At 61.3% G+C, this 19,814-nt stretch carries 29 protein-coding genes; all 29 read right to left on the reverse strand.

Features of this window, described 5'->3' with window-relative positions; genetic code table 11:
- Window positions 1–15: 15 nt before the first annotated feature.
- The 29 genes from rpmJ to rpoC all read right to left on the reverse strand — a co-directional run bounded on the left by rpmJ (window position 16) and on the right by rpoC (window position 19,764).
- A complete protein-coding gene (rpmJ, locus tag ACNKW1_RS05725) occupies window positions 16–129 on the reverse strand; it encodes a 50S ribosomal protein L36 (protein WP_002931619.1) in 114 nt (37 codons plus the stop codon).
- Window positions 130–154: 25 nt separating this feature from the next.
- Entirely contained in the window at window positions 155–373 is a 219-nt protein-coding gene (infA, locus tag ACNKW1_RS05730; RefSeq protein WP_002931617.1) for a translation initiation factor IF-1, read from the reverse strand.
- A gap of 3 nt (window positions 374–376) precedes the next feature.
- The gene (gene secY / locus ACNKW1_RS05735) at window positions 377–1,639 is read right to left on the reverse strand and encodes a preprotein translocase subunit SecY (RefSeq protein WP_418363784.1); all 1,263 of its coding nucleotides are present in this window, start codon (window positions 1,637–1,639) and stop codon (window positions 377–379) included.
- Between the two features lie 79 nt (window positions 1,640–1,718).
- On the reverse strand, window positions 1,719–2,156 hold the full coding sequence (rplO, locus tag ACNKW1_RS05740; protein ID WP_418363631.1) for a 50S ribosomal protein L15: 438 nt from the start codon (window positions 2,154–2,156) through the stop codon (window positions 1,719–1,721).
- Window position 2,157: 1 nt separating this feature from the next.
- The gene (gene rpmD, locus ACNKW1_RS05745) at window positions 2,158–2,340 is read right to left on the reverse strand and encodes a 50S ribosomal protein L30 (protein ID WP_418363632.1); all 183 of its coding nucleotides are present in this window, start codon (window positions 2,338–2,340) and stop codon (window positions 2,158–2,160) included.
- 3 nt (window positions 2,341–2,343) lie between these two features.
- The gene (gene rpsE / locus ACNKW1_RS05750) at window positions 2,344–2,868 is read right to left on the reverse strand and encodes a 30S ribosomal protein S5 (RefSeq protein WP_324537969.1); all 525 of its coding nucleotides are present in this window, start codon (window positions 2,866–2,868) and stop codon (window positions 2,344–2,346) included.
- A gap of 12 nt (window positions 2,869–2,880) precedes the next feature.
- Window positions 2,881–3,234 (reverse strand): 50S ribosomal protein L18, encoded by a 354-nt coding sequence (gene rplR / locus ACNKW1_RS05755; RefSeq protein ID WP_418363633.1) that lies wholly within the window; start codon window positions 3,232–3,234, stop codon window positions 2,881–2,883.
- Window positions 3,235–3,245: 11 nt separating this feature from the next.
- Window positions 3,246–3,779 carry a 50S ribosomal protein L6 gene (gene rplF, locus ACNKW1_RS05760; RefSeq protein ID WP_418363634.1) on the reverse strand — a complete coding sequence of 178 codons (534 nt, stop codon included), beginning with the start codon at window positions 3,777–3,779 and terminating at the stop codon, window positions 3,246–3,248.
- A gap of 10 nt (window positions 3,780–3,789) precedes the next feature.
- Window positions 3,790–4,185, reverse strand: coding sequence for a 30S ribosomal protein S8 (rpsH, locus tag ACNKW1_RS05765; protein ID WP_418363635.1), 396 nt, complete (start codon window positions 4,183–4,185; stop codon window positions 3,790–3,792).
- A gap of 13 nt (window positions 4,186–4,198) precedes the next feature.
- Window positions 4,199–4,504, reverse strand: coding sequence for a 30S ribosomal protein S14 (rpsN, locus tag ACNKW1_RS05770; RefSeq protein WP_418363636.1), 306 nt, complete (start codon window positions 4,502–4,504; stop codon window positions 4,199–4,201).
- Between the two features lie 7 nt (window positions 4,505–4,511).
- Entirely contained in the window at window positions 4,512–5,051 is a 540-nt protein-coding gene (gene rplE / locus ACNKW1_RS05775) for a 50S ribosomal protein L5 (RefSeq protein WP_418363785.1), read from the reverse strand.
- Between the two features lie 9 nt (window positions 5,052–5,060).
- A complete protein-coding gene (gene rplX / locus ACNKW1_RS05780) occupies window positions 5,061–5,378 on the reverse strand; it encodes a 50S ribosomal protein L24 (RefSeq protein WP_418363637.1) in 318 nt (105 codons plus the stop codon).
- 11 nt (window positions 5,379–5,389) lie between these two features.
- A complete protein-coding gene (gene rplN, locus ACNKW1_RS05785; protein WP_418363638.1) occupies window positions 5,390–5,758 on the reverse strand; it encodes a 50S ribosomal protein L14 in 369 nt (122 codons plus the stop codon).
- Window positions 5,759–5,912: 154 nt separating this feature from the next.
- A complete protein-coding gene (rpsQ, locus tag ACNKW1_RS05790; RefSeq protein WP_281050845.1) occupies window positions 5,913–6,182 on the reverse strand; it encodes a 30S ribosomal protein S17 in 270 nt (89 codons plus the stop codon).
- Window positions 6,179–6,373 carry a 50S ribosomal protein L29 gene (gene rpmC, locus ACNKW1_RS05795; RefSeq protein WP_418363639.1) on the reverse strand — a complete coding sequence of 65 codons (195 nt, stop codon included), beginning with the start codon at window positions 6,371–6,373 and terminating at the stop codon, window positions 6,179–6,181. Before rpmC ends, rpsQ begins: the two co-directional genes overlap by 4 nt.
- A gap of 2 nt (window positions 6,374–6,375) precedes the next feature.
- A complete protein-coding gene (gene rplP / locus ACNKW1_RS05800; RefSeq protein ID WP_002931592.1) occupies window positions 6,376–6,792 on the reverse strand; it encodes a 50S ribosomal protein L16 in 417 nt (138 codons plus the stop codon).
- Window positions 6,792–7,562 (reverse strand): 30S ribosomal protein S3, encoded by a 771-nt coding sequence (gene rpsC / locus ACNKW1_RS05805; RefSeq protein WP_418363640.1) that lies wholly within the window; start codon window positions 7,560–7,562, stop codon window positions 6,792–6,794. Before rpsC ends, rplP begins: the two co-directional genes overlap by 1 nt.
- Window positions 7,563–7,571: 9 nt before the next feature.
- On the reverse strand, window positions 7,572–7,901 hold the full coding sequence (gene rplV, locus ACNKW1_RS05810; RefSeq protein ID WP_418363641.1) for a 50S ribosomal protein L22: 330 nt from the start codon (window positions 7,899–7,901) through the stop codon (window positions 7,572–7,574).
- Between the two features lie 9 nt (window positions 7,902–7,910).
- Window positions 7,911–8,186 (reverse strand): 30S ribosomal protein S19, encoded by a 276-nt coding sequence (gene rpsS / locus ACNKW1_RS05815; RefSeq protein WP_004258198.1) that lies wholly within the window; start codon window positions 8,184–8,186, stop codon window positions 7,911–7,913.
- A 10-nt stretch (window positions 8,187–8,196) separates the two neighbouring features.
- Entirely contained in the window at window positions 8,197–9,024 is an 828-nt protein-coding gene (gene rplB / locus ACNKW1_RS05820; protein WP_418363642.1) for a 50S ribosomal protein L2, read from the reverse strand.
- Between the two features lie 6 nt (window positions 9,025–9,030).
- Window positions 9,031–9,327: a 50S ribosomal protein L23 gene (gene rplW, locus ACNKW1_RS05825; protein WP_418363786.1), complete on the reverse strand. Its 297-nt coding sequence runs from the start codon at window positions 9,325–9,327 to the stop codon at window positions 9,031–9,033.
- A gap of 5 nt (window positions 9,328–9,332) precedes the next feature.
- The gene (gene rplD / locus ACNKW1_RS05830; RefSeq protein ID WP_418363643.1) at window positions 9,333–9,953 is read right to left on the reverse strand and encodes a 50S ribosomal protein L4; all 621 of its coding nucleotides are present in this window, start codon (window positions 9,951–9,953) and stop codon (window positions 9,333–9,335) included.
- A 10-nt stretch (window positions 9,954–9,963) separates the two neighbouring features.
- Complete coding sequence (gene rplC, locus ACNKW1_RS05835) at window positions 9,964–10,602, reverse strand: 50S ribosomal protein L3 (protein ID WP_418363644.1); 639 nt, start codon at window positions 10,600–10,602, stop codon at window positions 9,964–9,966.
- Window positions 10,603–10,713: 111 nt separating this feature from the next.
- On the reverse strand, window positions 10,714–11,025 hold the full coding sequence (gene rpsJ / locus ACNKW1_RS05840; RefSeq protein WP_004332388.1) for a 30S ribosomal protein S10: 312 nt from the start codon (window positions 11,023–11,025) through the stop codon (window positions 10,714–10,716).
- Between the two features lie 81 nt (window positions 11,026–11,106).
- The gene (gene tuf / locus ACNKW1_RS05845) at window positions 11,107–12,297 is read right to left on the reverse strand and encodes an elongation factor Tu (protein WP_418363645.1); all 1,191 of its coding nucleotides are present in this window, start codon (window positions 12,295–12,297) and stop codon (window positions 11,107–11,109) included.
- Between the two features lie 30 nt (window positions 12,298–12,327).
- Window positions 12,328–14,427 carry an elongation factor G gene (fusA, locus tag ACNKW1_RS05850; protein ID WP_418363646.1) on the reverse strand — a complete coding sequence of 700 codons (2,100 nt, stop codon included), beginning with the start codon at window positions 14,425–14,427 and terminating at the stop codon, window positions 12,328–12,330.
- A gap of 109 nt (window positions 14,428–14,536) precedes the next feature.
- On the reverse strand, window positions 14,537–15,007 hold the full coding sequence (gene rpsG, locus ACNKW1_RS05855) for a 30S ribosomal protein S7 (RefSeq protein WP_418363647.1): 471 nt from the start codon (window positions 15,005–15,007) through the stop codon (window positions 14,537–14,539).
- Window positions 15,008–15,040: 33 nt separating this feature from the next.
- Window positions 15,041–15,418 (reverse strand): 30S ribosomal protein S12, encoded by a 378-nt coding sequence (rpsL, locus tag ACNKW1_RS05860; RefSeq protein WP_133590486.1) that lies wholly within the window; start codon window positions 15,416–15,418, stop codon window positions 15,041–15,043.
- A gap of 134 nt (window positions 15,419–15,552) precedes the next feature.
- Window positions 15,553–19,764, reverse strand: coding sequence for a DNA-directed RNA polymerase subunit beta' (rpoC, locus tag ACNKW1_RS05865; RefSeq protein WP_418363648.1), 4,212 nt, complete (start codon window positions 19,762–19,764; stop codon window positions 15,553–15,555).
- Between the last annotated feature and the right edge of the window lie 50 nt (window positions 19,765–19,814).

A 19,814-nucleotide genomic window follows, 5' to 3' on the forward strand; every position in this document is an offset into this window, starting at 1 on the left:
CTGGCGTTGAGTAGATCAACCCTGGCGTTGCTTGTGCCGCGGATCGCTGCAAATGACGCGAACCACACCCTTGCGGCGGATAATCTTGCAGTTGCGGCAGAGCCGCTTGACCGATGCCTGCACTCTCATGATGTTGCTCCTGTTTCTCTAATCTTCACTTGGTCCGGAAAACGATCCGGCCCTTGGTCAGGTCGTAGGGGGTGAGCTGTACGGTCACCTTGTCCCCGGGGAGGATGCGGATGTAGTGCATCCGCATCTTCCCGGAGATATGGCCGAGCACCATGTGACCGTTTTCAAGCCTGACGCGGAACGTTGCATTGGGGAGGTTCTCGGTCACCTCTCCCTGCATCTCGATTACATCTTCCTTCGCCATGGCTCACCTTCCGGGGATACCCGCCCCCTTGAAGTTCGCTTTCTTCAGCAGACTCTCGTACTGGTGCGACATCACGAATGCCTGGACCTGAGCCATGAAGTCCATCGTAACCACCACGATGATCAGCAGCGAAGTGCCACCGAAATAGAACGGCACGTTCCACTTCAGGATCAGGAACTCCGGCAGAAGGCAAACCAGCGTGATGTACACCGCACCGGCCAGCGTCAGCCGCATGAGAATCTTGTCAATGTAGCGCGCGGTCTGATCGCCAGGACGAATCCCGGGAACAAAGGCCCCGCTCTTCTTCAGGTTGTCTGCCGTCTCACGCGCATTGAAGACCAGCGCCGTGTAGAAGAAGCAGAAGAAAATAATCGCCAGCGCATAGAGCATCACGTAGATGGGCTGACCCGGAGAGAGCGTGGAAGCGATGTCTCGCAGCCAGTACATCCCCTCCGACGAACCAAACCACTGCCCCAGCGTGGCAGGGAACAGAATGATGCTCGACGCGAAGATCGGCGGAATCACGCCAGACATGTTCAGCTTCAGGGGAAGGTGGGAACTTTGCCCCCCATACACCTTGTTGCCGACCTGCCGTTTGGCGTAATTCACCAGGATCTTCCGCTGCCCACGCTCCACGAAAACCACAAAGGCCGTCACCAGCACCACGAGAATGCAGATGAAGAGCGCCGTAAAGGGGTGCATCGATCCTGTCCGAACCAACTCGAACAAACCGCCAATCGCACTCGGCAAGCCCGCTATGATGCCGGCGAAGATGATGATCGAGATGCCATTACCGATGCCACGCTCGGTGATCTGCTCACCCAGCCACATCAGGAACATCGTACCGGTCACCAGCGTCGCGACGGTCACGAATCGGAACATGACCCCCGGCTCGAGCACCAGACCAGGCTGCCCTTCGAGCGCGATCGCGATACCCAGCGACTGCGCCAACGCCAGCAGCAAGGTGCCGTACCGCGTGTACTGCGTGATCTTGCGTCTACCCGCCTCCCCTTCCTTCTTCAACGCTTCCAGAGAAGGCACCGCCACGGTCATCAACTGCATGATGATGGACGCGGAGATGTAGGGCATGATGCCCAGCGCGAAGATGGTGAAGCGAGACAGCGCGCCACCCGAAAACAGGTTGAACACGCCAAGGATTCCACCCTGCTGGGACTGGAACAACTCTGCCAGCCCCTGCGGGTCGATACCAGGCACCGGAATGTGCGCGCCGATCCGATACACGATCAACGCGCCCATGAGGAACATCAACCGGCGCTTGAGATCGCCGAATTTCCCCGCGCTTCCCAGCGTGGCAGCAGGATTCGCCACAGCGTATGCCCTTTTCTTACTCGGCCGCCACGGAACCGCCGGCAGCTTCGATCGCCGCCTTGGCACCCGCAGTCGCACCCACGCCGCGCAGGATCACCTTGCGGCTTATGGAACCCGAAACGACGACCTTGGCCGACAGAGCATCGGCGGCGATGACGCCCGCCTGCTTGAGCGTCAGCAGATCGATCTCGTCTACCGGGAGCTTGTCCAGTTCGGACAGGCGCACCTCGACATTGCGAGCCCGCGTCAGCGAAACGAAACCGCGCTTCGGCAGCCGGCGTTGCAGCGGCATCTGACCGCCCTCGAAGCCGACCTTGTGGAACCCGCCGGCGCGGGATTTCTGACCCTTGTGGCCGCGGCCGCAGGTCTTGCCCAAGCCGCTGCCCATTCCGCGACCGACACGGCGCGCAACTTTCTTGGAGCCTTCACCGGGCTTGATGGTATTCAGGCGCATTTCAACCCTCACACTTCAGCAGGTAGGACACCTTGTTGACCATGCCCCGGACTTCCGGGGTATCCGCCAGCTCGACCGTGTGGTTGAGCCGGCGCAGACCCAGCCCGCGCACAGTGGCACGATGGGACTGCTTGGTACCGATCACGCTCTTCACGAGCGTCACCCTGATTTTCTTGTCCGACATCTCTTACCCCAGGATCTCTTCGACGGACTTGCCGCGCTTGGCAGCGATCTCCGCCGGGGTGTTGATCGCCATCAGGCCATTGATGGTGGCACGGACGACGTTGTACGGATTGGCAGAGCCGATGCACTTGCAAATCACATCGGTCACACCCATGACTTCGAACACGGCGCGCATCGGACCGCCGGCGATGATGCCGGTACCAGCGGGAGCCGGCTGCATCAGCACGGAAGCCGCGCCGTGTTTGCCGATCACCGTATGCTGCAAGGTCCCGTTCTTGAGCGAGACCTTACGCATCTTGCGACGCGCTTCGTCCATCGCCTTCTGCACCGCCACCGGAACTTCGCGGGACTTCCCCTTGCCCATGCCGATCGCGCCGTCACCGTCACCGACGACGGTCAGTGCCGCGAAGCCGAGGATACGACCGCCCTTTACGACCTTGGTCACGCGATTGATCGCGACCATTTTTTCCTTCAGGCCGTCATCGCGCTCGTCGGAGGCTTGCGCACGTTTGGTTTGCTGCTTGGCCATACGATTCCTCGCTTAGAACTTGAGACCGCCTTCACGGGCGGCCTCGGCCAGCGCCTTCACGCGGCCGTGATACAGGAAGCCCGAGCGGTCGAAGGAGACCTGCTCCACACCGGCTGCTTTTGCACGCTCGGCGATGAGCTTGCCCACCACCTCCGCGGCCGCCTTGTTGCCGCCATTGGCGACCTTGGCGCGCACATCGGCTTCGACGGTCGATGCAGCGGCGAGAACGCGCGCTCCGCAGCCGGAGATGACCTGAGCGTAGATATGGCAGTTGGACCGGAACACCGTCAGGCGAACCGCCTTGAGCTCCGCAATCTTGGCGCGAGTTTTGCGCGCGCGACGGAGACGAGTTTCTTTCTTGTTCATGACGAACCGCCTTACTTCTTCTTGGTTTCCTTGAGCACCACCACTTCGTCCGAATAACGGACGCCCTTGCCCTTGTAGGGCTCGGGAGCGCGGTAGGCCCGCACCTCGGCAGCGACCTGGCCGACCTTCTGCTTGTCGACCCCTTTGATCAGGATCTCGGTCTGAGTCGGCGTCTCGACCTTCACACCTTCGGGCATCTGATGCACGACCGGGTGAGAGAAGCCGAGTGACAGATTGAGCTTGTCACCCTGCGCTTGCGCACGATAACCGACGCCCACCAGGGTCAGCTTGCGCTCGAAACCCTTACTCACGCCGGTAACCATATTGTTCACCAACGCACGCACGGTGCCAGACATGGCGCGCGCATTGGCAACACCGTCGCGCGCCTTGCACACGATCGCATCGCCTTCGCGCGCAACCTGCACGGCACCCGTCAGCGCCTGGCGCAGCGAGCCGAGCGGACCTTTCACTGCGATCTCAGCGTCGGAAATCATAACTTCCACGCCCTGCGGGATCGCCACCGGATTCTTGGCTACACGAGACATCGTATCCCCCTTACGCGACCAGGCAGATGACCTCGCCACCCACGCGGCCAGCGCGTGCGGAGCGGTCGGTCATCACGCCACGCGGCGTGGAAACAATGGCGACGCCAAGGCCGTTCATCACGCGCGGCAGGTCATCGCTACCCTTGTAGATGCGCAGCCCAGGACGGCTCACACGCTCGAGACGCTCAATGACCGGGCGCCCGGCGTAATACTTGAGCGTAACGTCGAGCGAAGGCTTGCCGCCCTCTTCGCGCACCGCGAAACCATCGATGTAACCTTCGTCATGCAGAACTTTGGCGATCGCAACCTTCAGCTTCGACGAAGGCATCGACACCGAGGCCTTCTGGGCCTGCTGGCCGTTGCGGATGCGCGTCAGCATGTCGGCGATCGGATCGGACATACTCATCTTCGATTTCTCCTTACCAGCTCGCCTTGGTCATACCAGGAACTTCACCACGGAAAGCAATTTCACGCAGCTTGTTACGGCACAGACCGAACTTGCGGAACACGCCACGCGGGCGCCCGGTGAGCGCACAACGATTGCGCTGACGGGTCGGATTCGCGTTGCGCGGCAGTTGCTGCAGGGCCAGACGGGCGGCCATGCGTTCTTCTTCGGACAGACTGGTGTCCTTGATCGTCGCGACCAGGGCGGCACGCTTGGCAGCGAATTTTTCCACCAGCTGCGCGCGCTTCGCTTCGCGGTTGATCAGAGCGAGTTTCGCCATATCACCCTCAATTCTTGAACGGGAACTTGAACGCGGCGAGGAGAGCACGAGCCTCCTCGTCGTTCTTGGCCGTCGTCGTGATGCTGATGTTCATCCCGCGCAGCGCATCGATCTTGTCGTACTCGATCTCAGGAAAAATGATCTGTTCCTTGACACCGAGGTTGTAATTGCCGCGACCATCAAAACCCTTCGACGCGATACCGCGGAAGTCACGGACGCGCGGCAGGGCAATCGTGATCAGACGATCGAGGAATTCGAACATGCGCGGCCCACGCAGGGTCACCATGCAGCCAATCGGATAACCGTCGCGAATCTTGAAACCGGCGATCGACTTGCGAGCTTTGGTGGACACTGGCTTCTGACCGGCGATCTTGGTCATGTCGCCAATGGCGTTCTCGAGAATCTTCTTGTCGCCAACCGCCTCACCGACACCCATATTGAGGGTGATCTTGGTGATGCGAGGAACTTCCATCACGGACTTGTAGCCGAACTGCTGCCTCAGCGCAGGCGCGACCTCATCCTTGTAAACCTGTTGCAAGCGAGCCATCGTCACTCCTTAGGCGTTCACCAGCTCGCCGTTCGACTTGAAGAAACGAACCTTGCGGCCATCTTCAAGCGTCTTGATCCCGACTCGATCACCCTTCTGGGTGGCGGGATTGAACAGCGCGACGTTCGACACATGGATGGGCATCTCCTTCTCGACGATGCCACCCACTTCACCTTTCAGCGGATTCGGGCGCACGTGTTTCTTCACCCGATTCACACCCTCGACCACGACGCGCTCGTCATCGACGCGGCGCAGCACAGTGCCACGACGGCCACGATCCTTGCCCGTCAGCACCATTACTTCGTCACCCTTGCGGATCTTGTTCATCTATCGACTCCTCAGAGCACTTCGGGCGCCAGCGAGACGATCTTCATGAACCGCTCGGTGCGCAGCTCGCGCGTGACCGGCCCAAAGATACGGGTGCCGATCGGCTCAAGCTTGTTGTTCAGAAGCACGGCCGCATTGTTGTCGAACTTGATCAGCGAGCCGTCAGGACGACGAACGCCCTTGGCAGTGCGAACCACGACCGCGTTGTAGACGTCACCCTTCTTGGCGCGACCACGCGGCGCAGCATCCTTCACGGTAACCTTGATGATGTCGCCCACGCCGGCATAGCGACGCTTCGAACCACCCAGGACCTTGATGCACATCACCGAGCGTGCGCCGGAGTTATCGGCCACGTCCAGCCTGGACTGCATTTGAATCATGAAAATATCTCCAACTTATCCCGCATCTGCGGACAGTCTTGGAACCCGTCAGGGTAGGATGCCCCGAGCGAGCCCCGGAGCAAAGAGGCAAAAGTATAACAGCCTGGCGCGTGCGCGCCAAGCTGTTTTTCTTGCGACCTGCCAGTAACTCAATTCAGATGATACGAGCCTTCTCGAGCACCTTGGCCACCCGCCAGGTCTTGGTGCGCGAGATCGGGCGGCACTCCTCGATCTCGACGAGGTCGCCCTGCGCGGCAATGCCGTCTTCCACGTGAGCGTGGTACTTTGCCGAACGGGTGATGATCTTGCCGTACAGCGGGTGCTTCACCCGACGCTCGACAAGAACGGTCACCGTCTTCTGCATCTTGTCGCTCACCACACGCCCAACCAGCGCGCGGCGAACCTTCTCAACCTGTTCGCTCATTGCTGACCCGCCTTTTCGCGCAGAATGGTACGCACGCGCGCGATATCGCGACGAACCTTACCAATCTGACTCGTATTGCCCAGCTGCTGCGTAGCGTGCTGCATGCGCAGCGAAAACTGCGCCTTGAGCAGCTCGAGGAGCTCCTTGTTCAACTCATCTGCGCTCTTGGCGCGGAGTTCAGTAGCGTTCATGTTCAACCCCCAATCTGACGGGTAACGAACACGGTCTCGATCGGAAGCTTGGCGGCAGCGAGCCGGAAAGCCTCACGAGCGAGCTCTTCGGCCACGCCGTCCATTTCATAGAGCACCTTGCCCGGCTGGATCTCGGCGACCCAGTACTCGGGGTTACCCTTACCGTTACCCATCCGGACTTCGGCCGGCTTCTTCGAGATCGGCTTGTCCGGGAAGATGCGAATCCAGATGCGACCACCACGCTTGATATGACGCGTCATCGCACGACGGGCCGACTCGATTTGACGCGCGGTCAGACGACCGCGGCCAACGGCCTTCAGCCCGTACTCGCCGAAGGACACCTTGGCGCCGCGGGTAGCGACACCGGTGTTGCGGCCCTTCTGCTCCTTACGGTACTTCCTTCTAGTCGGCTGCAGCATCATTCACTCCTGCTTTCTTCTTGCCGGCCTTCGCCACGACGAGCGGGACGACGACCCGGACGACCTTCGCCGTCACGCGGCGCGCCACGGCGGCCACGGCGGTTATCCACTTCCGGCTCGGCGGCGACGGGCTGCTCGTTGCGACCCAGCATCTCACCCTTGAACACCCACACCTTGATGCCAATGATGCCGTAGGTGGTCTGCGCTTCGGAGACGCCATAATCGATATTCGCGCGCAGGGTGTGCAGCGGAACACGGCCTTCACGATACCACTCGGTACGCGCGATCTCGGCGCCATTCAGGCGACCGGAGCTCATGATCTTGATGCCCTGTGCACCCAAGCGCATCGCGTTCTGCATGGCCCGCTTCATTGCGCGGCGGAACATGATGCGCTTCTCGAGTTGCTGGGCGATCGAATCAGCGATGAGCTTCGCGTCGAGTTCGGGCTTGCGCACTTCCTCGATATTCACGTGAACCGGAACGCCTACGATCTTCTGCAGATCGCGCTTGAGTGCCTCGATGTCTTCGCCCTTCTTGCCGATCACGACGCCCGGACGCGCGCTGAACAGCGTAATGCGGGCATTCTTGGCCGGCCGCTCGATCAGCACGCGGCCGAGCGATGCGTGCGCGAGGCGCTTCTTGAGGTACTCGCGAACCTTCAGGTCCTCGTGCAGCATGCCCGAGAAGTCCTTGCTGGAAGCAAACCAGCGCGAACCCCAGTCACGCGTGACGGCGAGGCGGAAGCCAGTGGGATGGATTTTCTGACCCATGTTTACTCCTTACTCGCCAACGGTCACGTAGACGTGGCAGGTGGGCTTGAGGATGCGGTTGCCGCGACCCTTCGCACGCGCAGTGAAGCGCTTGAGCGTCATGCCCTCTTCCACGTGAATGGCCTTGACCTTCAGCGTGTCGATATCGGCGCCGTCGTTGTGCTCGGCATTCGCGATTGCCGACTCGAGCACCTTGCGAATGATCTTCGCGCCCTTCTTGGGCGAGAAGGCCAGCGTGTTGAGCGCCTGATCGACGCGTTTGCCCCGAACCAGGTCGGCCACCAGGCGACCCTTCTGGGCCGACAGGCGAACGCCACGGAGAATTGCTTTGGTTTCCATGTCGCCCCCTTAACGCTTGGCTTTCTTGCTGGCGGCGTGACCCTTGAAGGTACGCGTGAGCGCGAATTCGCCGAGCTTGTGTCCGACCATGTTCTCGGTCACGAACACGGGAATGTGCTGCTTGCCGTTGTGCACCGCGATTGTCAGACCGATGAAATCGGGCAGAATCGTGGAGCGACGCGACCAGGTCTTGATCGGGCGCTTGTCGTTGCTCGTCCGTGCCGCGTCGACCTTCTTGAGCAGGTGCGCGTCGATGAACGGGCCTTTCTTGATAGAACGTGCCATCTTTTACCCCTTAACGCTTGTGACGACGCTGCACGATCATGTTGTCGGTGCGCTTGTTCGAGCGCGTCCGATAACCCTTGCTCGGCGTACCCCACGGGCTGACCGGCTCGCGCGCTTCGCCGGTCCGGCCCTCGCCGCCACCATGCGGGTGGTCGACCGGGTTCATCGCCACACCGCGAACGGTCGGGCGGATGCCGCGCCAACGGTTCGCGCCGGCCTTGCCGATCTTGCGCAGACCATGCTCTTCGTTGCCGACTTCACCGATGGTCGCGCGGCACTCGACATGCACGCGACGGATCTCGCCCGAGCGCAGGCGCAGCTGTGCGTACGAACCTTCACGCGCGAGCAGCTGAACCGAGGTGCCCGCAGCACGCGCAAGCTGAGCACCTTTGCCGGGAACCATCTCGATGCAGTGGATCGTCGAGCCGACCGGGATGTTACGAATCGGCAGCGCGTTACCCGGCTTGATAGGCGCCTCGGAGCCGCTAACCAGTTGCTGACCGACTTCCACGCCACGCGGTGCGATGATGTAGCGACGCTCGCCATCCGCGTAGCACAGCAGCGCGATGTGCGCGGAGCGATTGGGGTCGTACTCGATACGTTCGACCTTGGCGGGAATACCATCCTTATTGCGACGGAAGTCGACCAGGCGATAGTGTTGCTTGTGACCACCACCCTGGTGGCGCACCGTGATGCGACCGTTATTGTTACGGCCGGCATTCTTGCTCTGCTTCTCGACCAGCGCCGCGATCGGACGCCCCTTGTAGAGGTCGGCATTGACGACCTTTACCTGGGCACGACGGCCAGCGGAAGTGGGCTTGAGTTTAACGATTGCCATGATCTATCACTCCCCCGCCGCGAAGTTGATTTCCTGACCGGGCTTCAGGCACACGAAGGCCTTCTTCCAGTCCTTGCGGCGACCCATGGTCTTGCCAAAGCGCTTGGCTTTGCCCTTCACGTTCAGAACCTGAACCGACTTCACCTCGACCTTGAACAGCGACTCGACAGCTGCCTTCACTTCGGGCTTGGTTGCATCGGAAGCGACCTTGAACACCACCTGCTCGTTCTTGTCGGCAACATACGTTGCCTTTTCGGAGATCTGCGGAGCGAGCAGCACCTGCAGCAGACGTTCCTGAGTGATCGCGCTCATTGCCACGCTTCCTCCATCTTCGCCAGCGCGCCCTTGGTGACCAGCACCTTCGGGAAGCGCACGAGCGACACCGGATCCGCCTCGTTCACTTCCAGCACCAGAACCTGATGAAGGTTGCGCGAGGACAGGAACAGGTTCTCATCCATTTCGTCGGTAATGACCAGAACCGAGTCCAGGCCCATACCCTTGAGCTTCTGCGACAGCAAGCGGGTCTTCGGCGCCTCGACGCTGAAGTTCTCCACGATGGCCAGACGGTCCTCGCGAGCAAGCTGCGACAGGATCGCAGCGACACCGGCGCGGTACATCTTGCGGTTCACCTTCTGCGAGAAGTTCTCGTCCGGGGTGTTCGGGAAGATCTTGCCGCCTCCGCGCCACAGCGGGCTGGAAGCCATACCAGCACGGGCGTTACCCGTACCCTTCTGACGGAACGGCTTGCGAGTCGACTTGGCGATCTCCGAGCGGTCCTTTTGCTTGCGGTTACCCGAGCGCGCGTTCGCCATGTAGGCGGTCACGACCTGGTGCACAAGCGCTTCATTGTACTCACGGCCGAACAGCACGTCGGACGCCTGAAGCGTCGATGCTGCCTGACCCTGATCATTCAAGAGTTTCAGTTCCATTGCGCGCTCCTCAGGCCTTGACCGCCGGACGGACGACGACGTCGCCACCCTTGGCACCCGGCACCGCACCCTTCACGAGAAGGAGCTGGCGCTCGACATCCACGCGAACGACTTCGAGCCCCTGGGTCGTGCGCTGCACGTTGCCATACTGGCCGGCCATGCGCTTACCCGGAAACACGCGACCCGGATCCTGCGCCATACCGATGGAACCCGGCGAGTTGTGCGAGATGGAGTTGCCGTGCGAGGCACGGTTCGACGAGAAGTTGTGACGCTTGATCGGGCCGGAAAAGCCCTTGCCGATCGTCACACCGGTCACATCAACCTTTTGACCGACCTGGAAGAGGTCTGCGCCCAGCAGGTCGCCGACATTCATGCCGCCTGCCTGCTCGCCTTCAACGCGGAACTCCTTCATGCCGCGACTGGGCTCGACGCCCGCCTTGGCAAGATGACCCGCGACCGGCTTGGTGATACGGCTGGCGCGACGCCTGCCGAAAGCAACCTGAACCGCGGCATAGCCGTCGGTTTCGGTCGTCTTGATCTGGGACACACGATTGTCCGACACGTCCAGCACCGTCACCGGAATGGTCTTGCCATCCTCAGCGAAGATGCGAGTCATGCCGACCTTGCGTCCTACAAGGCCTAGACTCATTTTTTTCTCCTGAATCCCGGTTGCGATTGACCGGGGGTCACAATTATTGCACCCAAAGGCACAAAGGCCGGATTATACCGGCCTGTTCAAAGCTTCCGCAAGCAAAAGCGCTTATTGGAGCTTGATCTCGACGTCCACGCCAGCCGGAAGATCCAGCTTCATCAGAGCGTCAACCGTTTTATCGGTCGGATCGATGATGTCCATCAGGCGCTGATGGGTGCGGATTTCCATCTGATCGCGCGAAGCCTTGTTAACGTGCGGCGAACGCAGCAGGTCGAAACGTTCGATGCGAGTCGGCAGCGGGACGGGGCCGCGAACGACGGCGCCCGTGCGCTTGGCCGTTTCGACGATTTCCAACGCGGACTGGTCGATCAGACGGTAATCGAATGCTTTCAGGCGAATGCGGATTTTCTGGTTCTGCATGTTTATTCCAAAAGAGCGGATGTTTCAGACAAAGAGCACAAAGAGCGTGGGCGGCCCCAAAGGGCCGCCCCGGTTCGAGCATTACTCGATGATCTTGGCGACGACGCCGGCGCCGACGGTACGGCCGCCTTCACGGATCGCGAAGCGCAGGCCTTCTTCCATGGCGATCGGGGCGATCAGCTTGACGGTGATCGACACGTTGTCGCCCGGCATGACCATCTCGGTGCCTTCCGGCAGCGCGATCGAACCGGTCACGTCCGTGGTACGGAAGTAGAACTGCGGACGGTAGTTGTTGAAGAACGGCGTATGACGACCGCCTTCTTCCTTCGACAGCACGTAGATCTCGCCCGTGAAGTGCGTGTGCGGGGTGATCGAACCCGGCTTGCACAGCACTTGACCACGCTCGACGTCTTCACGCTTGGTGCCGCGCAGCAGCACGCCCACGTTGTCGCCCGCCTGGCCCTGGTCCAGCAGCTTGCGAAACATCTCGACGCCGGTGCAGGTGGTCTTGACGGTCGGGCGGATGCCGACAATCTCGATTTCCTCGCCAACCTTGACGATGCCGCGCTCGACACGACCGGTCACCACGGTGCCGCGACCCGAGATCGAGAACACGTCTTCGATCGGCAGCAGGAAGGGCTTGTCGATCGCACGTTCCGGGGTCGGGATGTACGAATCCAGCGCAGCGGCCAGCTCGAAGATCGCCGGCTCGCCGATCGGCGACTGGTCGCCCTCGAGCGCCTTCAGTGCCGAACCCTTGACGATGGGGATGTCATCGCCCGGGAAGTCGTACTTCGACAGAAGCTCGCGCACTTCCATCTCCACCAGCTCGAGCAGCTCTTCGTCGTCGACCATGTCGCACTTGTTCAGGAAGACGATGATGTAGGGCACGCCGACCTGACGGGCCAGCAGGATGTGCTCGCGGGTCTGCGGCATCGGACCGTCCGCGGCCGAGCACACCAGGATCGCGCCATCCATCTGGGCGGCACCGGTGATCATGTTCTTCACGTAGTCGGCGTGACCCGGGCAATCAACGTGCGCGTAGTGACGGGTTTCCGTCTCGTACTCGACGTGCGCCGTGTTGATGGTGATGCCACGCGCCTTTTCTTCGGGCGCCGCGTCGATCTGATCGTACGCCTTGGCTTCGCCGCCGAACTTCTTCGACAGGATCGTGGTGATCGCAGCGGTCAGCGTGGTCTTGCCGTGGTCAACGTGGCCGATGGTGCCGACGTTCACGTGGGGCTTGGTACGTTCGAACTTACCCTTTGCCATGTTCGTGAGTCCTTGAGTTGAGTGTGTTGATTACTTACGGCTGCTGATGACGGCTTCGGCCACGCTCTTCGGAGCTTCGGCGTAGTGCTTGAACTCCATCGAGTAGGTCGCACGACCCTGGGTCAGCGAGCGCAACTGAGTAGCGTAGCCGAACATCTCGGCCAGCGGCACCTCGGCCTTGATTTCCTTCATTCCGCCCGGGATGTCATCCATACCCTGAACGATGCCACGACGACCAGACAGGTCACCCATGACGTTACCCATATAGTCTTCCGGCGTCTCGACCACGACCGCCATCATCGGCTCGAGCAGCACGGGGCTGGCCTTACGCATGGCTTCCTTGAACGCCATCGAACCCGCCATCTTGAAGGCGTTTTCGTTGGAGTCGACATCGTGATAGGAACCGAAGTGCAGCGTGACCTTGACGTCAACCACCGGGAATCCAGCGAGCACGCCATTCGGCAGGGTTTCCTGGATGCCCTTGTCCACCGCAGGGATGTACTCGCGCGGAACCACGCCACCCTTGACGGCATCCACGAACTCGTAGCCCTTACCCTGTTCAGCCGGTTCGAGGTTGATAACGACGTGCCCGTACTGACCACGACCACCGGACTGCTTGACGAACTTGCCTTCGACGTCGTTTGCCGCCTTGCGGATGGTCTCGCGGTAGGCGACCTGGGGCGCGCCGACGTTGGCCTCGACGTTGAACTCGCGCTTCATGCGGTCAACGATGATCTCGAGGTGAAGTTCACCCATCCCCGAAATGATGGTCTGCCCCGACTCCTCGTCGGTGCGCACACGGAAGGACGGATCTTCGGCCGCCAGGCGCGACAGCGCAAGGCCCATCTTTTCCTGGTCGCTCTTGGTCTTCGGCTCGACGGCGACGTGGATCACAGGATCCGGGAACACCATGCGCTCAAGGATGACCGGCGCGCTCGTGTCGCACAGAGTTTCACCCGTGGTGACATCCTTGAGGCCGACAACGGCGGCAATGTCACCGGCGAGCACCTCCTTGATCTCTTCACGGTCGTTGGCGTGCATCTGCAGGATGCGGCCAATGCGTTCCTTGCGGTTCTTCACCGAGTTCAACACGGTCGAACCCGATTCGAGCACACCCGAATACACGCGAATGAAGGTCAACTGGCCAACAAAGGGGTCAGTCATGAGCTTGAACGCGAGCGCGGAGAACTTCTCGTCGTCACGTGCATGACGAACCACTTCCTTCTCATCGTCATCGACGCCCGCGACCGGCGGAATGTCGATCGGCGACGGCAGGTACTGAATCACGGCGTCGAGCATGCGCTGCACACCCTTGTTCTTGAACGCAGTGCCGCACAGCATCGGCTGGATCTCGCAAGCGAGGGTCCGCGCACGCAAACCCGCGATGACTTCTTCCTCAGAAAGCTCGCCTTCCTCGAGATACTTGTTCATCAGGTCTTCATTGGCTTCGGCAGCCGCCTCGACCATGCTCGCGCGCCACTCTTCGGCCGTTGCGAGCAACTCTGCCGGAATTTCGTGGTACTCGAACTTCATGCCCTGGGAGGCTTCGTCCCAAATGATCGCCTTCATCTTCAGCAGATCGACGACACCCTTGAAGGTATCCTCCGCACCGATGGGGATTACCACCGGAACAGGATTGGCCTTCAGGCGATTCTTCATCTGGTCAACGACCTTGAAGAAGTTCGCGCCCGAGCGGTCCATCTTGTTAACGAAGGCGAGGCGCGGCACCTTGTACTTGGTCGCCTGACGCCACACGGTCTCCGACTGAGGCTGAACGCCACCCACCGCGCAGTACACCATGCAGGCACCGTCGAGCACACGCATCGAACGCTCCACCTCGATGGTGAAGTCGACGTGTCCCGGAGTGTCGATGATGTTGAAACGGTGTTCAGGGAGGGATTGATCCATACCCTTCCAGAAGCAGGTCACCGCTGCCGAGGTGATGGTGATGCCGCGCTCCTGCTCCTGCACCATCCAGTCCGTCGTGGCTGCGCCATCGTGCACCTCACCGAGCTTATGGCTCACGCCGGTGTAGAAGAGGATGCGCTCGGTCGTAGTCGTCTTGCCGGCGTCGATGTGAGCGGAGATACCGATGTTGCGGTAGCGCTCGATGGGAGTCTTGCGAGCCACGTTATAACCTGCCTTCAGTTAGTCGCGCACCAGGCGCGATGAACGAGTTTCTTGCGTTGGAAAACAATCGAGCCCTATACAGGGCCCGAGTTACCGCTGCCGATCAGAATCAGAAGCGGAAGTGCGAGAACGCCTTGTTGGCTTCAGCCATGCGGTGAACTTCTTCGCGCTTCTTCATGGCGGCACCGCGACCCTCAGCCGCCTCGAGCAGCTCGCCAGCCAGGCGCTGAGCCATCGACTTCTCGGCACGCTTGCGCGCGGCTTCACGCAGCCAGCGCATCGACAGCGCCATCCGGCGCGACGGACGAACCTCGACCGGAACCTGGTAGTTGGCACCGCCAACACGACGGCTCTTGACCTCGACCACCGGTTTCACGTTACCCACAGCGCTCGAGAAGACTTCGAGCGGATCCTTACCGGACTTGGTCGAGATGTGCTCGAAGGCACCATAGACGATGCGCTCGGCCACAGCCTTCTTGCCCGACTGCATGATGACGTTGATGAACTTGGAGACATCCTGGTTACCGAACTTCGGATCCGGCAGGACCTCGCGCTTGGGTACTTCACGACGACGCGGCATGACAACCTCTCGCTAAATTTCTGTGACCGACAATCAGGCTTTCTTCGGGCGCTTGGCACCGTACTTCGAGCGCGACTGCTTACGATCCTTGACACCCTGCAGATCGAGGGAGCCACGGACGATGTGATAGCGCACACCCGGAAGGTCCTTTACACGACCGCCACGGATCAGCACCACGGAGTGCTCCTGGAGGTTGTGACCTTCACCGCCAATGTACGAGATGACCTCAAAACCATTGGTGAGACGAACCTTGGCGACCTTACGCAGCGCCGAGTTCGGCTTCTTCGGGGTCGTGGTATACACGCGAGTGCAGACGCCGCGCTTCTGCGGGCAAGCTTCAAGCGCCGGAACCTTGCTCTTGGTAACTTCCATTTGGCGCGGCTTGCGGACAAGCTGATTGATTGTTGGCATAGCTTAAGAATTTCCCATAAGACCGCGGCAGCCCACCATGGGCCGCCGCGGGCGGATTATTCCGGCTGCGACTGACTACGATTGGTCAGTCCACAAAAAAGAGGCCGGAGTTTATTCCGAGGTTGGTCCGAAAGTCAACTCGCCTCGATGTCCTGCTGCGTTTCAGCAACATCTGCTGCCGCCCAGGCATGCTCGGCGCCGAGATCCACGCCCTGCTCCTGTGCCTTGCGGCTGCGGTGATAGGCGAGACCCGTACCGGCCGGGATCAGGCGTCCGACGATGACGTTCTCTTTCAGGCCGCGCAGTTCGTCGCGCTTGCCCATGATCGCCGCTTCGGTCAGCACGCGGGTGGTTTCCTGGAAGGACGCTGCGGAAATGAAGGAATCCGTCGACAGCGAGGCCTTGGTGATGCCCAGCAGCACGTTCTCGTACTGCGCCGGCAGCTTGCCATCGGCTTCCACACGGTCGTTCTCGTCCAGCACCTCGGAGCGTTCGACCTGCTCCTCGCGGATGAACTTGGTATCGCCCGGATCCGTAATCACCACGCGGCGCAGCATCTGACGAACAATCACCTCGATGTGCTTGTCGTTGATCTTCACGCCCTGGAGCCGGTACACGTCCTGCACCTCGTCGATGACGTAGCGGGCCAGTTCGCTGATGCCCTGCAAACGCAGGATGTCGTGCGGGTCAGCCGGACCGTCGACGATGAGTTCGCCCTTGTTCACCACCTGACCGTCGTGCACCATAAGGTGCTTGTCCTTCGGAATCAGGAACTCGTGCGAAGTGCCGTCCGGCTCGGTGATGACCAGACGCTGCTTGCCCTTGGTCTCCTTGCCGAAGGATACGGTGCCGGTGCACTCGGCAAGCATGCCGGCGTCCTTGGGTGCCCGTGCCTCGAACAGCTCGGCAACACGCGGCAGACCGCCGGTAATGTCGCGGGTCTTGGCCGATTCCTGCGGAATGCGCGCCAGGATGTCACCCACATTGATCTGCTGACCGTCCTTCACCGTGATCAGCGAACCGACCTGGAAGGTGATGGCCACCGAATGCTCGGTGCCGGCGATCTTCACTTCCTCACCGTTCTCGTCGAGCAGCTTGACCTGAGGACGCACGCCCTTCGTGGCGCCGGTGGTGTTGCGGCGCTTTGCATCGATGACCACCAGGGTCGAAAGGCCCGTCACCTCGTCGATCTGCTTGGCGACGGTGACCCCCTCTTCCACGTTCTCGAACTTCACCGTACCGGTGTATTCGGTGACGATCGGACGGGTGTGCGGATCCCAGCTTGCCAGTTGGGTCCCCGCCTTGACGGCGGCGCCGTCATCAACGAGCAGCAGCGCCCCGTACGGAAGCTTGTGACGCTCGCGCTCGCGACCAAGGTCGTCGGCCACCACAAGTTCAGCCGAACGCGCGATGACGATCTTTTCGCCCTTCGGGTTCGCTACGTAACGCATGTTGCCCGCAAAGCGGATGGAACCCGCAGATTTGGCTTCGACCCCGCTGGCAGCAGCCGCCCGAGAAGCCGCACCACCGACGTGGAAGGTACGCATGGTGAGCTGAGTACCCGGCTCGCCGATCGACTGCGCAGCGATCACGCCCACAGCCTCACCAGCGTTGACCATGCTGCCGCGACCCAGATCTCGGCCGTAGCACTTTGCACACAATCCGTAGCGGGTTTCGCACGTCAGCGGAGTACGGACCTTGACCTCGTCCACACCCAGGCTTTCGATGAGATCGACGGCGTCCTCGTCTAGCAGGCTGCCCGCTTCGATGACGGTTTCCTGCGTCTCGGGGTTGACCACGTCGTCGACGCACACGCGGCCGAGGATGCGCTCACGCAGCGGCTCCACCACCTCGCCGCCCTCGATCAGGGCCTTCATGGCGAAGCCTTCGCGCGTGCCGCAGTCGTCCTCGATCACGACCAGATCCTGAGTCACGTCGACCAGACGACGGGTCAGGTAGCCCGAGTTCGCGGTCTTCAGCGCGGTATCGGCAAGACCCTTACGGGCGCCGTGCGTCGAGATGAAGTACTGCAGAACGTTGAGGCCTTCCCGGAAATTGGTGGTGATCGGCGTCTCGATGATGGAGCCGTCCGGCTTGGCCATCAGGCCACGCATGCCGGCGAGCTGTCGGATCTGTGCCGCGGAGCCGCGTGCCCCCGAGTCGGCCATCATGTAGATCGCGTTGAAGGACTCCTGGCGGACCGTCCTGCCCTCGCGGTCAACCACCTCTTCGGAGCCGAGTTGTTCCATCATGGCCTTGGCGACCTGGTCACCGCAGCGGCCCCAGATGTCCACGACCTTGTTGTAGCGCTCGCCGTCGGTCACCAGACCTGAGGTGTATTGCTGGGCGATCTCCTTCACTTCGGCCTCGGCGGCGCGGATCAGGTCGTGCTTGGCGTTGGGCACCAGCATGTCCTTGACCGCGATCGACAGACCCGCGCGTGTGGCGAGGCCATAGCCGAACTGCATCAGCTTGTCGGCGAAGATCACCGTTGCACGCAAGCCGCAGCGACGGAACGAGGCGTTGATGAGCTTGGAGATTTCCTTTTTCTTCAGCGGCTTGTCGATCACGCTGAAGGGCAGTCCAGCCGGCAGGATCTCGGACAGGATCGCCCGACCCGCGGTGGTGTTGTGACGCACGACTTTCTCGATGCGCTCGCCGTTGGGACCGAGATCGGCCTCCTTCAAGCGCACGGTGACGCGCGCATGCAGCGCGATCTGGCCCGATTCGTAGGCGCGCTTCACTTCCGAAACGTCAGTGAAGATCATGCCCTCGCCCGGCACGTTGATGCCTTCACGGGTGGCGTAATACAGACCCAGAACGATGTCTTGCGACGGCACGATGATCGGCTCGCCGTTGGCGGGCGACAGTACGTTGTTGGAGGCCAGCATCAGGGTGCGGGCTTCCATCTGCGCTTCGAGCGACAGCGGAACGTGGACGGCCATCTGGTCGCCGTCGAAGTCGGCGTTGAACGCGACGCAGACCAGCGGGTGGAGCTGGATTGCCTTGCCTTCGATCAGTACCGGCTCAAAGGCCTGGATGCCAAGACGGTGCAGGGTCGGTGCGCGGTTCAGCAGCACCGGATGCTCGCGGATCACCTCTTCGAGGATGTCCCACACCACCGGCTCCTGAGACTCCACCATCTTCTTGGCCTGCTTGATGGTCGTGGCCAGCCCCATCAGTTCGAGCTTGTTGAAGATGAAGGGCTTGAACAGCTCCAGCGCCATCAGCTTGGGCAGACCGCACTGGTGCAGCTTGAGCTGCGGACCGACGGTAATCACCGAACGGCCCGAGTAGTCGACCCGCTTGCCGAGCAGGTTCTGACGGAATCGGCCGCCCTTGCCCTTGATCATGTCGGCCAGCGACTTCAGCGGGCGCTTGTTGGCCCCGGTCATGGCCTTGCCACGGCGGCCGTTGTCGAGCAGCGAGTCGACGGCTTCCTGCAGCATGCGCTTCTCGTTGCGCACGATGATGTCGGGCGCCTTCAGCTCGAGCAGGCGCTTGAGGCGGTTGTTACGGTTGATGACGCGACGATACAGATCGTTCAGGTCGGACGTCGCGAAGCGGCCACCATCCAGCGGCACCAGCGGGCGCAGGTCGGGCGGCAGCACCGGCAGCACTTCCAGCACCATCCACTCGGGCTTGATGCCGGACTGCTGGAAGGCCTCGAGCACCTTCAGACGCTTGGAGAACTTCTTGATCTTGGCTTCGGAGTTGGTGGTCTCCAGGTCGCCGCGCAGCTTCTCGGCCTCCAGGTTGATGTCCAGGCTGCGCAGCAGCGCAGCGACACCCTCGGCACCCATCACGGCGTCGAACTCGTCGCCGTACTCCTCGACCTTGGCCAGATAGTCGTCCTCGGTCAGCAGCTGGCCGCGATTGAGCGGGGTCATGCCGGGCTCGACCACCACGAAGGCTTCGAAGTAGAGCACGCGCTCGATGTCGCGCAGCGTCATGTCGAGCACCATGCCGAGACGGCTCGGCAGGCTCTTCAGGAACCAGATGTGGGCGACCGGCGAGGCCAGCTCGATGTGGCCCATGCGCTCGCGGCGCACTTTGGAAAGCGTCACCTCGACGCCGCACTTCTCGCAGATCACGCCACGGTGCTTGAGGCGCTTGTACTTGCCGCACAGGCACTCGTAGTCCTTCACCGGGCCAAAGATCTTGGCGCAGAACAGGCCGTCACGCTCCGGCTTGAAAGTGCGGTAGTTGATGGTCTCGGGCTTCTTCACCTCACCGTAGGACCAGGACCGGATCTTGTCCGGCGACGCGAGACCGATGGTGATCGCGTCGAACTCTTCCTCGTTCGGCAGGGTTTGCTTGAACAGGTCAGCGAGCAGGCTCTTCATTGTTCACTCCATGCGGGGGCGCAACCGCTCGGGTCAACGCCCCCTGGATT

The organism is Thauera sp. WH-2, from assembly GCF_048321015.1.
Classification (GTDB): domain Bacteria; phylum Pseudomonadota; class Gammaproteobacteria; order Burkholderiales; family Rhodocyclaceae; genus Thauera.

Bases quoted from the DNA above. Each gene is read 5' to 3' on its own strand.
- rpmJ (WP_002931619.1), bottom strand. From the start codon at position 129: ATGAGAGTGCAGGCATCGGTCAAGCGGCTCTGCCGCAACTGCAAGATT.
- infA (WP_002931617.1), bottom strand. From the start codon at position 373: ATGGCGAAGGAAGATGTAATCGAGATGCAGGGAGAGGTGACCGAGAAC.
- secY (WP_418363784.1), bottom strand. From the start codon at position 1,639: ATGTTCCTCATGGGCGCGTTGATCGTGTATCGGATCGGCGCGCACATT.
- rplO (WP_418363631.1), bottom strand. From the start codon at position 2,156: ATGCGCCTGAATACCATCAAGCCCGGTGAAGGCTCCAAGAAAGTTGCG.
- rpmD (WP_418363632.1), bottom strand. From the start codon at position 2,340: ATGTCGGACAAGAAAATCAGGGTGACGCTCGTGAAGAGCGTGATCGGT.
- rpsE (WP_324537969.1), bottom strand. From the start codon at position 2,868: ATGGCCAAGCAGCAAACCAAACGTGCGCAAGCCTCCGACGAGCGCGAT.
- rplR (WP_418363633.1), bottom strand. From the start codon at position 3,234: ATGAACAAGAAAGAAACTCGTCTCCGTCGCGCGCGCAAAACTCGCGCC.
- rplF (WP_418363634.1), bottom strand. From the start codon at position 3,779: ATGTCTCGTGTAGCCAAGAATCCGGTGGCGATCCCGCAGGGCGTGGAA.
- rpsH (WP_418363635.1), bottom strand. From the start codon at position 4,185: ATGAGTATGTCCGATCCGATCGCCGACATGCTGACGCGCATCCGCAAC.
- rpsN (WP_418363636.1), bottom strand. From the start codon at position 4,504: ATGGCGAAACTCGCTCTGATCAACCGCGAAGCGAAGCGCGCGCAGCTG.
- rplE (WP_418363785.1), bottom strand. From the start codon at position 5,051: ATGGCTCGCTTGCAACAGGTTTACAAGGATGAGGTCGCGCCTGCGCTG.
- rplX (WP_418363637.1), bottom strand. From the start codon at position 5,378: ATGAACAAGATCCGCAAGGGTGACGAAGTAATGGTGCTGACGGGCAAG.
- rplN (WP_418363638.1), bottom strand. From the start codon at position 5,758: ATGATTCAAATGCAGTCCAGGCTGGACGTGGCCGATAACTCCGGCGCA.
- rpsQ (WP_281050845.1), bottom strand. From the start codon at position 6,182: ATGAGCGAACAGGTTGAGAAGGTTCGCCGCGCGCTGGTTGGGCGTGTG.
- rpmC (WP_418363639.1), bottom strand. From the start codon at position 6,373: ATGAACGCTACTGAACTCCGCGCCAAGAGCGCAGATGAGTTGAACAAG.
- rplP (WP_002931592.1), bottom strand. From the start codon at position 6,792: ATGCTGCAGCCGACTAGAAGGAAGTACCGTAAGGAGCAGAAGGGCCGC.
- rpsC (WP_418363640.1), bottom strand. From the start codon at position 7,562: ATGGGTCAGAAAATCCATCCCACTGGCTTCCGCCTCGCCGTCACGCGT.
- rplV (WP_418363641.1), bottom strand. From the start codon at position 7,901: ATGGAAACCAAAGCAATTCTCCGTGGCGTTCGCCTGTCGGCCCAGAAG.
- rpsS (WP_004258198.1), bottom strand. From the start codon at position 8,186: ATGGCACGTTCTATCAAGAAAGGCCCGTTCATCGACGCGCACCTGCTC.
- rplB (WP_418363642.1), bottom strand. From the start codon at position 9,024: ATGGCAATCGTTAAACTCAAGCCCACTTCCGCTGGCCGTCGTGCCCAG.
- rplD (WP_418363643.1), bottom strand. From the start codon at position 9,953: ATGGAACTGAAACTCTTGAATGATCAGGGTCAGGCAGCATCGACGCTT.
- rplC (WP_418363644.1), bottom strand. From the start codon at position 10,602: ATGAGTCTAGGCCTTGTAGGACGCAAGGTCGGCATGACTCGCATCTTC.
- rpsJ (WP_004332388.1), bottom strand. From the start codon at position 11,025: ATGCAGAACCAGAAAATCCGCATTCGCCTGAAAGCATTCGATTACCGT.
- tuf (WP_418363645.1), bottom strand. From the start codon at position 12,297: ATGGCAAAGGGTAAGTTCGAACGTACCAAGCCCCACGTGAACGTCGGC.
- rpsG (WP_418363647.1), bottom strand. From the start codon at position 15,007: ATGCCGCGTCGTCGTGAAGTACCCAAGCGCGAGGTCCTGCCGGATCCG.
- rpsL (WP_133590486.1), bottom strand. From the start codon at position 15,418: ATGCCAACAATCAATCAGCTTGTCCGCAAGCCGCGCCAAATGGAAGTT.
- rpoC (WP_418363648.1), bottom strand. From the start codon at position 19,764: ATGAAGAGCCTGCTCGCTGACCTGTTCAAGCAAACCCTGCCGAACGAG.